This is a genomic window from uncultured Campylobacter sp., from assembly GCF_937996225.1.
GTDB lineage: Bacteria > Campylobacterota > Campylobacteria > Campylobacterales > Campylobacteraceae > Campylobacter_B.
In genome coordinates, this window is the sequence record NZ_CALKTC010000062.1 from 1 (window position 1) to 12,169 (window position 12,169).

Genomic DNA, 12,169 nt, shown 5'->3' on the forward strand with positions numbered 1-12,169 from the left:
AAATTGATTATTCGCAGGTCAAAATCAGTGCCACAGACGCTCGCGCCAAAGCACTTAGCGTAAACACCGGCTGGGATTTTCGCGAGGTTGATTTAAAAAGTAACGGCGGTAAGCCTGCATACGAAGTGAAACTGCGCCAAGGCATGAGCAAAAAAGAGGTGCTAATCGACGCCGCTACGGGCGAGCAGATCTTGCAGCGTCAAAAATAAGTGAAGGTGTGAGATGAAAAATCAAAGCTTAAAGGGTGGAGCAGATAACTCCGCCCAAACTAGTGAGGCTTTGGACGCTAGGGATTTTAGCATAAACGAAAACGCTGACTATGGCGCCCAAAATGCAGACGCGGCTAAAAATTTAGATGAAAATGCGCAAGATTTTTCGGCAAATTTAGCAAGCAAAATAAGCGAGCGGAATCTCGCGTCCTGCGAGCAAAATTCTAAAGATTTTTCCAGCGTGGAATGTTGCAAAAATCAAAAAAATTCTTCGGAAGCGAAAGATTATAAGGACGAGTGGAATTCTTCGCAGACGCAAGACTTATCAAGTGCACGAAATTTCGCTAGCGAGCAAAATTTCGCCGATACACAAAATTTTTCTGATACAAGTAATTTCGCAAGCGCGCGAGATTCTGTCAGCGCAGCAAGCTGCGCGGAGGTTTGTAATTCTTGCAAGCCAGTGCTTTGCAGCCACTGCAAACGCGAAATCGCTAAGCAAAATTTCAAGCTTGGCTGCGTAGGATTTGGGCTTTTTGCGCTAAATATCGCAGCAGGCGCACTAAATTTTTTAGGGCGGTTAGGAAGCGTAGCGGATAAAAAGGCAAGCGAGATTAGAGCTAGACAAAAGGCGACTGCGAATTAGCGCAGCTCCCAACGCTACTGAAATTTAGCGGTGCTTAAAAGCGAGCGGGTTTACACATTCAAGGCGCCGCAAAATTTATGCATTTTTAGTTAAAATGGCGGATTAAAATTAGCAGAATTTTAAAGGAACGCTTTGAAAATTTTACTTGTCGAGGATGAAAAAGATCTAAATCAAATCATCACAAAATGTCTGAAAAAGGACGGCTACAGCGTAGATTGCGCCTTTTGCGGCAAGGAAGCGCTAGAGTTTTTGGATGTCGCAAAATATGACGCTATCGTGCTTGATGCGATGATGCCTGTGATGGACGGCTTTGAGTTTTTGAAGGTGGCGCGGGCGCGCAGACTGGGAACGCCGGTTTTATTTTTAACTGCGCGGGACGCCAAAGAAGATATCGTCGCAGGGCTTGATCTGGGCGCAGACGATTATATGGTTAAGCCCTTTGATTTTCGTGAGCTTTTGGCGCGGCTTCGCGCAATTATCAGGCGTAAAAACGCTACTGCGGATAACGAAATTATCATAAGGCAAGTGCGCCTAAATCTAAGCAAAAAATCGGTCGTCTGCGCGGGTGAGGTAGTGGAGCTAACGGGTAAGGAATATAGAATTTTAGAGCTTTTAATGCTAAATCGCGGTGCGATTTTAAGCCGAGAACAAATCGGCGAGAGCATTTGGGATTTTGGCGACGAAACAAGCTCAAATGTTATCGATGTTTTAATCAAAAATATCCGCAAAAAGCTAGGCGAGCACGGCGATATAATAGAAACGAAGCGAGGGCTTGGCTATGTCGTGGCAAGATAGCAAGATTTGGATTAAAATTTCAGCGATTGCGAAGCAGATTTTTGCCGCTACGGCGCTTTTCATATTAAAATTCGTGCGAAATTTTAAACAGAATTTTACGCATAATTTTGCGTGTTTAAAGAAAAGCCGCAAGAAAAATCCCACGCAAAATCTGGCATCAAATTCCGCGCCGAATTTTGCTGCTACAAGCGCAACGCCTGATCTAGCGCAAAATTCTAATAGCGTTCTCGCGCAAAGTCAAGAACAAAATTTCGCGTCTAAAATCTCGATAAGAAATTTTACTCAAGCCTTAGTCCTTGCATTCTCAACTGCTAAAGAGAATTTTATCTCGCGCGCGCTACCTATCAGCCTACGCGTGACGCTTTATTACAGCGTATTTATTTTGGTGCTTGCAGGCGCTATTATCGGCATTTGCGGCTATATTTTAGACGAAGTATCAGGAAGCTCCGTCAGCCAAAAAAAGCTTGCCCGCTTAGTGCAAAAAGCCGCGCGCGAGGAAAAATTTAAAAGCTTTGATGACGGTGTATTTTTCTACGAGCATGACGGACAAGGCGGCGTGATCGCAGGGTTTGTGCCTAAAGGCTTCGAGCCCGCGCTGCCGCTCTCGCCTCAAGGCGCGCGCGAGGTGGAGCTTGACGACGATGAGTTTTTCTATTACGACGCGCAGATCAAAGGGCGCAGTGCATGGATACGCGGCGTCATCGCAGTTAGCGAGTTTGAGCTTGCGATGAAGCGCGTGATGCTGATCGCTCTTATCCTATCGCCGCTATTTGTGGTGCTCGTCATCTACGGCGGCTACGCGATCATAAAAAGAGCGTTTAAGCCCGTGCGCACTATGTCGCGTACAGCTAGCGAGATCGGAGCTAGCGGCGATTTTACGCGACGAATAGAACTACCGCGAGGCAAGGATGAACTAAGCGCGCTCGCAGCTACGTTTAATGAAATGCTAGCATCACTGCAAAGCGCGTTTGAGCGCGAGCGGCAGCTAAGCGCCGACCTTTCGCATGAGCTGCGTACGCCCGCTGCCGTCATACTGGCTCAAAGCGACTATGCCCTAGCCTACGAGCAAGACGCGAGCGAGGCGAGGGAGAGTTTCGCGGTCATCAATAATCAAGCGCGTAAAATTTCAGCGTTAATAGAGCAGATTTTAGAGCTTGCTCGCTTGCAACGCGGCGCGCGTTTGGCACCCGTAAGCTTAAGCAGAATCGCAAACGAGTGTGCGCAAGACTTTCAACTTTTGTGCGCACAAAAAGGGCTAAGTTTTAGCTCGCAGATAGCCGAGGGCGCGCGCGTAAACGGCGATGAGCTGCTTTTGATCAGGCTGATTAACAATCTTTTAAGCAATGCTTTAAAATTTACGCGTAGCTACGTCGTTTTAGAGCTTTGCGTGAGCGCAGACGCGTGCGAACTTAGCATAAGCGACGATGGAGAGGGCATAGAGCCCGCTTTGCAAAATAAAATTTGGGACAAGCTCTATCAAATCGAGCGCTCCAGAAATCGCGAGCAAAATAGTGGCGCGGGGCTCGGGCTAGCCATCGCCTCACAAATCGCAAAGATCCATGGCGCGCAGATTTCACTACGTAGCAAAGTAGGACGCGGAAGCAAATTTAGCGTAAAGTTTAAGAAGGTTTAGGCGGTTTTGTGGGCTTGGCGGCGTAAAGAAATGCTGGGCGGCGAATTCTTAAAATTTTATCGCCTATTGTTGCTTAAAATTTAACGACTATAGCCGTATATAGGGGCGATGGTGTAATTTTAAAATTAGGCCGGCGTCGCCAATAATATCGGATGATTTTTGCGATAGTCGTGCGCTTTTAAATTTAAATGGGCCAAATTTTAAAATTTAGTTTTACCGCGAAATTCCGCGGCGAATTAACAAGACAAGGCGCGGCATTTTGCCCTTGGGCGAAGTGATAAGGCAAGCGCTTTATAGCTTAAGTGGGCCGGCGCGGGTAATTTAAGAATTTTGAGGTATGCGGCAAAATAAGCCTTTGCTGAAATTTCACGGCGCAGTATTACAGGATAAACCTTTGCTAAAATTCTAAGACGCTACATTCGGCTCTAGAGAATTTAAATTTAGGAGTATCTAGCGACCGAGTAAAAATTTAAATACGGAGCAAAAAAGACGGACTGAGATTTAAGGTCGCCTACATAAGCGAAATTTTGTCTTTTTGCCCACCTCTCTCTTGTAGCTTACGGCGATATAATCAAAGCCGTTTGCCTTACCTCTTGCTACGCAAGGCAGCCCCGCCGTTTATTAGTATGACCCTACCACGCTCGTCTGTCCCGTACCCGTAGTGGGTGCTGTAGCCAAATTTTACGAGGATCTTGCACGGCGGCAGATTAAATTTCACTATATAGCGACGGGCTACTTTTTCTGCATCGAGCTTGTCGCGAAACGTCGCGCTTTAGCCGTGCGCAGTGCTATCAAAAAGTAAAATTTCCTCGCCCGTTTTTACGCATTTGATTGCGAACTTGCGAGGTATGAGCTCGTCCTCATAAGTCCGCAGGGATGGACTTTTCTAAATTTTTCACCCTGCCTAGGATCGTAATCGCTTTGCGCTTACATATATTTACGCACCTGTAGCAAAGCGTGCAATCATCGCCGAATTGCGCCTTTTTGCAAGCGAGCTTTATGTTTCGCATCGGGCAGGGTTTGACACAAGCCCCGCATCCGCTGCATCGCGATGGATCAAGGCTCGGCTTGCGCTTAGCAAAGGGGCCTTTATCCCAAATTTTCATCCAAAGTCGCTGCCCTAAAAGCCCTGCGATACGACAGAGCGTGCTCAGCCCCTCTTGCGGCGGACGGCCTGCGCTAAGCGCCTCCGCAACGCGCCTGACTTTAGCGTCCGCCTCTTTGATTATGCGCTCGTTTTTCGCTCGCGAGTAGCCAAAAATCGCCACGTCGAGGATGAACGCGGGCATTTTGATATGAGCGCCGCCCGTTATGTTTGCGCCGAATTGTTTTAAAACTCTAGCCGCGCACCCTGCTCCGTCGCCGCTGAAAATCTCCATCGTAGCGAGGATGAATACATTTTTGCCGCTAAAGCTCGCGCCATTTCGGTAAAGGAAGTCGCGCACGATACGCGGCAGGTCGCTAAAATAGACGGGATACGCCAAAATGACGTCGTTGTGGTGCTTTAAAAGCTCGCCGCAAGCCTCGCTCTCGATCGAGACACAGACGCCACCAAGATGAGCGATGAGCCTACCCGCGCAATGCTTCGTGTTGCCCGTGGCGCTAAAATAGATCGCTATCATACCCGTCTCCCCAAGTTGCTTCGTGTGACGAATTTTAGCGAAATTTAGCATCGTTGATTGCTAAATAGATGAAATTTTACGCAAAAGATGCATGAAATTTTAAAATTTGATCGAGTTATTGCGCCGTGGCATCATAAAAGCGGCGGTCAAATTTAACTTTTCCTAGTACGCGCGATACATACAAAACGAGGCTTACGAGCTACAAACTCGGGCGACGCCGCAGAGTTTTGGCGCTACAAAATTTAAAACTCCCGCGTTATGAGATTTTAAAATTTTATGATTTGAAATTTTGCCGCCGCGCCGTCGCTGGCGGCGAACGCACTCTCGTTCTTAGGCGTTACGACTTGGGCAACAAAGCCTTTTATGCTGTACGCATTTTACTGCTTCACGTGCCTAGCCTCGCAAATCGCGACAGACCCTGCCGCCGCTCTACGTAGGATTTACGGATTGTGCTGTGCCCTACTTCGCGTGAGTCCTTCTTAAGCATTTCGGCGCAAAGCATGCATGGCTACTTCGCGCCGAAATTTTGCAGGCGCTAAATTTAAGCCCCGATTGTTTCGCCCGCGATCATTCCAAAAACCATACAATCAAGGATCGCGTAGGTTCCGAGCCTACTTGCGCCGTGCACGCCGCCGGTTACTTCGCCCGCAGCCCAGAGCCCCGGGATCGGCTCGTGAGTAAGGCTCGAGATTACCTGAGCTTTGGTGTTGATCTCAAGTCCACCCATCGTGTGGTGCACCTTCGGCATCGTGCGGCTTGCGTAAAACGGCGGCTTGGAAACGTCGATGCCGTCTAGCTTATCTACCACTTTGCCGAATTCTGGGTCTTTGCCCGCTTTGACATATGAATTATAATCCGCGACGGTCTTTAAAAACGGCTCCAGCGGCAGGTTGTAAGCCTTCGCAAGCTCCTCTAACGTGTCAAATTTCTTCACGACGCCCGCTTCCAGCGGTCTTGATGTATAGACTGGGTTTCGCGCGGCGACGGCTTGAGAGTCGCAGACGTTTACCGGATAGTTGTCGTTTTTCTCGCTCTCGCCGATAACCTTAAAGCAAGCATCGGATTTGATCTTACGCCCCGCGTGCTCGTCCATAAAGCGCTTGCCGGTCTTCGGATCGACGGTTAGACCGTAGGTGTTGCAGCAGTGGTTGGTGAAATTTACCGCAGCGCCGAAGCCCTTTTCGTCGGGCGAACAATATGGAAGGAACTGAATCCACGACGTTAAAAGGGTAAATGCGCCGATTCTGTTTGCCGCTAGCATCGCTCCTGCCGAGCTTCCCGGATGGTTGGTGCTGTCTATGCTAGGCACTACGCGCGGATCTTGGATCTGGCGGTACCATAGATCGCATCCGTATCCGCCCGAAGCCAGCAAAACGCCGTCTTTAGCTTTATAGCTCTTTTTCTCGCCGCTTTTGTTTTCCAGATCGTCGCTAAAGAGTTTCGGATCAAATTTATACTCCTCGCGCGCTTCTACGCCCACGACGCGGCCGCTGTCATCCACGATAAAATCGTCAAATTTCGTGCGGGTCTTGATCGTGACGTTAGGATCGTTTTGAAGTTTACCCATCATCGGTTGGATGTAGCCCGAGCCCGAGCCGTTGGTTGATTGCAAGCTTCTTGCGACGCTGTGGCCGCTTTCAAAGATCAGTTTGTCGCTAAACTCCGCTCCGCAGCTAGTTAAAAGATCCACCGCATCGTTGCTGCGATCAAACATCACGCCCAAAAGATCGGTATGGTTAAGCCCGAGCCCGTCTTTTACGGCATCGGCGATAAAAAGTTCCTTGCTATCCTTAATGCCCTGCGCTACTTGAAATTTATTCATCGGAGCTGCCATGTTTCCGCCGTTGATGACGGAATTTCCGCCTGCGCGACCCATCTTTTCAAGCACTAGCACCTTTTTGCCGCGTCCGCTGGCTTTAATCGCCGCGGCAAGCCCCGCAAAACCGGTGCCGATGATGACGATGTCGTATTCCTCGTCAAATTTAACGTCCTTAGCGTTTTGTGCCGCGCACGCGCTACTAGCTCCCAGTGCAAGCGCTCCCGCGCCCACCGCACTGATTTTTAAAAAACTACGTCTTGATACGTCATGCTTTTGCATTACAACTCCTTTAATTGAAATGTGTTTAGAAATGATAACTCGAATTTAAAGGCAAGTCAAATAGAATGACGCTATAAATGGATAGTAAAAAGCTATGAAATTTAGGGATTAATATAAAATTTTAAAATTCGGCAAGCGGGATTTAAATTTTAAAATTTACAATGTCGCTCGTTTGTGAAATCTTCGCTGCAAATAAAAATCTCGGCGCGAAAATCGCAATGAATACAAAATCCGCGCCAAGCTTAAAATCGCTACGCCTTAGCGAGCGACTTTAAATTTAAGCGTTTGCAGATCGTAGTTATTTACCTGCTCGTATTGCATATCCTCGATAGAGATCGCAGGAAGCGCGCACGAGCCAGCCATAATGACGTTTATCGGGGTATAGATGACGCCGCTGCTATTCTCTCCGTCTCGCGGATCATAATAGAAATAGCCGCTTTTTGGGAAGCGAAGCACTCGGTCATACAGATACTCCGTGTGTTCTAGTGCCACGCTGTCTTGCATGCCCTCGACTCTAGCCTGCGCGGCCGAGCCTAGGCGCTCATTGACCGCCTCAAAGCAGCTAGGCATAGCCTCATCGATTACGAAATTATACAGATAATAATTCGCTCGCCAGCTGATCTTAGAGTAAATTTTCTGCCCTACTTTGAGTTTGTTTAGATCGACGATGTTGCCGCGAGCGTCTATGAATTCGCGGTAAATTTCAATCTTTTTGCTATCCATAGAATGGGCGTTTAGGCTCTGTATGCTCAAAGCCTCATGCTTTAAAGGCGCGCTTTCATATCCAAAGCCAAGAGCGGTAAAAAATAGCTCGCCATTGCCGCTCATCGGCGTAAATTCTATCGCGCCGTCTTTAACCGCGAGTTTGGTATCTAACGGCGAATTGAAATTTTTCGTCTCGCCGTCGTATTTTAATGCAAAATGGGCTTCTTTTTTCGAATCCTTAAAATACTCATCAAATCCGCGTATTACGCTTGCTCGCTCCTGCGTATTGTTTATATTTTTTAGATCGCGAATGATCGCATCGACCGTGCGAGCCGTGCTATCGTCTTTGATGCCCGCCTTGCCGAATGCGTAGAGCTTAAAGGCGGCGTCTCTTATGTCGCTAGCAAACGTCAAGCCCGCCCCGTCTTCGGCGTAATCATAATCCATTTGGTTTATTTTTTCACGCATGAAGTTAAATTCGGTCGTCATATTGTGCTTTTTAAGTATCGCAGCCATAGCGATGCGAGCCATCGGCGAGTTGTCATAAAGGCCGTTGTCGTAAATGAAATTTATCTCATCGTCATCCAGCTTGCCGTATTGATCTAGCACGAAATCCGCATATACTCGAAGCGTCGCTTGATCTTCGTAGTCTGATTTTAAGGCGCTAAATATCAGCGATCTTTGCTTATTGCTAAGGAATTTATAGCGCGCGTCAAGCTCTAGTAAAACGTCGCTTGCGTAAATCGAAGCGTAGTAATTAGTAACGCCGTGAGCACTCCAGTAGCCGAAACTGCCGCTAGGTTTGAGGCGAGATAAAATTCTACTTGCATACTCGTTTACGCGGTTGGTTAAGGTTTTATTGGAGTCTTTGCGTGCGACATAATCAACCGCTACCATCTTTGAAGTAAGCTGCTCGGTGCAACCGTAAGGATAGAGATATAGCTCGTCCGCTAGGCTAAAAGCATTAGGCGTAGCGCTGATGTGAGTATAAATTTCTTTATAGCTCGGATCGATTTTTAGAGTTACTGGCTTATCGCCGTAGCTTACGTGAAATAGCTTCGAGCGCGGGAACTGGCTGATTATGTCAAATTCCACGTCGTTGCTAAATTTCTGCCCGTTTGCGTCAAGATCAAATTTAATATTTGCATCCGCAATATCAAGTGCGCTTGCGGTGAAGTTCGTATGCTTGACCTCAAGCGGTTTGAGCGTGAAATTTGCCTCGCCGCCGCTTATAGCAACCGAAGGAGATGAGCTGATTTTTAAGACCGCCTTTTGCTCCTTATCAGTGGTGTTGATGAGCGTTAGCGGCACGGAAATTTCATCGCCGCGTACCATGTAGGTTAGATCTGCCGGTTTTATGATCACGTCGTCTCGAACCTTAGCTTCGACGTTTGCCGAGCCGATCGTAGCCGCCTCTCCGATAGTCATGGCGCTTAGACGGATCGTGGAGTTAAAATTTTTCGGCATCGCAAGCTCAAATTTCGCCTCGCCGTTTGCATCAGCTTTTGCGATTAGCATTTTGATAAATTTTTTCTGCTTTTTGTTTTCGACCGGGCTTAAATTTCGTTTAGCTTTCGCCATCACGCCGTCGCCGCCGAAGCTTAGCTCCTTTGCGGTAGTTTGATACACGCTAAGATCATCATAAATGTCGAAATATCGCAGCGCAAAATACGCGCTAACGTCAAACGCCTTAAATGCATCGAGCTCCTCTTGTGAGACGATATCTAAAATTCCAAGATCGACTGCGTAGAGTATGACTTTGGAATTTGGCTCGCTTTTTACGCTGATCTGCGCGTTTTGCCCGTTTTTGTAGCTTTTCTCGGCTAGGATTTGCACGTTAGCCTTGTGCGAGCTCGCATCTAGCGCCACCGGCACGTTTGCATAGGCTCTAAGCGGCATCGCAGCGGGTGTCGCAGCGCGCGCGATTACAGCGTTGATGTGTCCTCCGACGAAATTATCCGGTACGCTAAGCTCAAATTCCGCGCTACCGCCTTTGATGGATAGAATTTTATAGTCGTAAACCTGCTCTCCTACGAGCGAGATATTTAGCACGCCGCTTTCTACCGGCGAATTGATGACGCCTTTAATTTTATCTCCGGCTTTAACCTTGTCGCTTGCGAGTTTGATTTTAGCGCTTTGCACGTCTTTGGCATTTACCCGTCCATAATATCCCCAGCCGCTTACATCCACACGCACGCCAGCACTTGCGCCGCTTGAGTAATCGTTTGCGACGATTAGATAATTGCCGCCGTTTTGGAATTTATACTCAAACTCGCGCGCGTCGGTGCTAACGGCACTTACGAGATTAAAGCTTTCTTGCTCGACGTATCTGTTGCCGTCATAAACGTAAGTAAAATCGTCGCGGTAAATTTCAACGTCGATCTTGCCTTTGACGTCGGTTTTAGTTTTGGAATCTAGCAGCGCAAAGCCGAATTTTACGCTATCGCCGCTTGATATGAAATCTTTGTTCGCGCGAATTCCTACGATACGATCATAAGGCAGATAGCTCAGGCTGCGATATGCGTTTACGTTTTTGCCCTCCTCGGTTACGCTGAAATTTAGTAGAATATTTATGGCGTTAGAGACATTTAAATCAGCTGCTGCCGGCGAGAGTGCAAGCTCTTTTTTGCCGGCGGAGCTTAGCGTAAATTCTGCCCTGCGAAGCTGCGTAGCGCCCTTTTTCTTTAAGCGATCGTTTAGAAACGAAAAGCCCTCGTAGCCTTTAATTTTTAGCTCTTTTTCATAGGCGTTTGCTTCCAGCGAGCCTTTCAAATCTCCAGCCGGCGCGCCAGCAAGATAGTTTGAGCTTAGCTTTAAAGTTATGATTTCATCCGCGCCATATTCGTCTTTAGCAGTTAAAATTTCATTTTTAATGCGGTTTGGGAGGAAATTTTCTACGCTGAAGCTTTTAGAAGCGATGATTTTATCCTCATAGATGAGATCCAGGCGGTAAGTGCCGCTTTTCTCACCCATCAGCTCATCGATTTTAACGCTGCCGAACTCATCGGTGTTTTGCGCGCGTGTGATGATCACAGTGCCGCTAGGATCGTAAATTTTAAATTTAATCGGCGTATTTTTTAAAGAGCTAAAATCGCGATTTTTCATAACGATCGTGCCTAAAAGCCGCTCATTCGGGCTTATCAGCTCGCTTGCAAGATAAACGAACGGACGCTTTGCAGTAATCGTTTTCTCGACGCTTGCTACGGCGTTATTAAACAGCACGAACGCATGCTCATCGCCTTTACTAATCTCGATAGAGCGCGGATTTTTGGCTAGAATTTCCATATTTTCTAATCGCAAAATTCCATCTCCGTCCGTTTTATCCTCCGCGATTAGCTCGTTTTTATCACTGTAAATTTTAACCTTCGCTCTGCTTAGCTCCTCGCCATTACTAAGCCTAGAAGTATAAATTAGCGCACCGCGCTCAAGCAGCACCACTTGAGCCGTAATGTCGCTAAGATAGGCTACGCGCGAAACCTCTTGCATCTTTTCGCCCACTTTGTAAAACGCCGTGATTTTATAAATTCCATCCTCGTAGCCTTTAAAATCCATCGCGATTTTATGCTCCGTAACGGCGTTTTTAGCGCCTCCTATATCAAAGCTCTTAACCGCGATCTCGCTAGCTAGCCCACCTACACTATCTTCGTTGCTTTCAAAGTTTAAAAAATACCTAAAATTTTGCTCAGGAACTTTAGCAATCGAAATTTTAACCTCATTTACGTTTGAGCTTTTAACTGCCAACGAAGCGGATTTTGGGATAAAATTTTTCTCGTCACTAAAGGCTATGAAAGGCAACCTGTCGCCCATTTTTACGCTTTGTTTTATCTCGTCACGCAAGATATATGAGCTATCTCCGAAGCCCTTTAGCAGCCTGATCTCGTAGCTTTTATTCGGCATAAACTCGTCGCTTACTATATCTGCATAGTAGTAGCATGAAGGATCGTCGCTTTCGCCACCCTCTTCATCTTCGTCGTAATAATAATATCGCGGCTGAGTGAGGCTAAATTTACTCACGCCTGCGATTCTTACGTATTTGGCGGACAGCTCGTCCATATAGTTAGGAAAACACACTCTAGCTGCGAGCGAGCCGTCTTTTAGAGCCGCAGGGCGGATCTGCACGCCGCTTAAATTTGAAGCGTTAATGCTATCATTAAAAGGCTCCTCGTCCGTGCGCAGCTCCACCGGATTTTGCAGCTTTGCGCCCGCTTTTGAGGTGAGGGATTCTATTTGCAATACGACGTTTTGTGCCTTAGGATCGAAGCTGAATAAAAAATTCCGATCATCGTGCGAGCTAAGCTCGTAGGATATATCGTTTTGGGCTAAATTCTGCGCGCGATAAATTCTAGTCGCTTGCTGTAGCGCGTCCTTGCTAACCGCATCGTTAAATTTAATTGCCACTAACCCCGGACGCAGAAGCGCGATATGCTCGGTGCTAAAAGGCTCTGTCTCGAACTCAAAGCGCAC

The 12,169-nt window shown here is 47.4% G+C and carries 7 protein-coding genes; 4 read left to right on the top strand and 3 right to left on the bottom strand.

The features are described 5' to 3' along the window. The 4 genes from Q0174_RS07160 to Q0174_RS07175 form a co-directional block, all read left to right on the top strand. A partial coding sequence (locus Q0174_RS07160; protein ID WP_298042851.1) for a PepSY domain-containing protein occupies window positions 1–209 on the top strand: 209 nt, incomplete at its 5' end. A 13-nt stretch (window positions 210–222) separates the two neighbouring features. Further along, a complete protein-coding gene (locus tag Q0174_RS07165; RefSeq protein WP_298042853.1) occupies window positions 223–852 on the top strand; it encodes a hypothetical protein in 630 nt (209 codons plus the stop codon). A gap of 132 nt (window positions 853–984) precedes the next feature. Further along, on the top strand, window positions 985–1,647 hold the full coding sequence (locus tag Q0174_RS07170; RefSeq protein ID WP_298042855.1) for a response regulator transcription factor: 663 nt from the start codon (window positions 985–987) through the stop codon (window positions 1,645–1,647). After that, window positions 1,631–3,280, top strand: a complete 1,650-nt coding sequence (locus Q0174_RS07175; RefSeq protein ID WP_298042856.1) for a sensor histidine kinase — start codon at window positions 1,631–1,633, stop codon at window positions 3,278–3,280. Before Q0174_RS07170 ends, Q0174_RS07175 begins: the two co-directional genes overlap by 17 nt. Window positions 3,281–4,140: 860 nt before the next feature. Here Q0174_RS07175 and Q0174_RS07180 read toward each other — a convergent pair. The 3 genes from Q0174_RS07180 to Q0174_RS07190 all read right to left on the bottom strand — a co-directional run. Continuing rightward, on the bottom strand, window positions 4,141–4,902 hold the full coding sequence (locus Q0174_RS07180; protein ID WP_298042859.1) for an EFR1 family ferrodoxin: 762 nt from the start codon (window positions 4,900–4,902) through the stop codon (window positions 4,141–4,143). Window positions 4,903–5,443: 541 nt separating this feature from the next. Further along, the gene (locus tag Q0174_RS07185; RefSeq protein WP_298042860.1) at window positions 5,444–7,000 is read right to left on the bottom strand and encodes a flavocytochrome c; all 1,557 of its coding nucleotides are present in this window, start codon (window positions 6,998–7,000) and stop codon (window positions 5,444–5,446) included. 258 nt (window positions 7,001–7,258) lie between these two features. Beyond that, window positions 7,259–12,169: alpha-2-macroglobulin family protein (locus tag Q0174_RS07190; RefSeq protein ID WP_298042862.1), on the bottom strand; the 4,911-nt coding region annotated here is incomplete at its 5' end.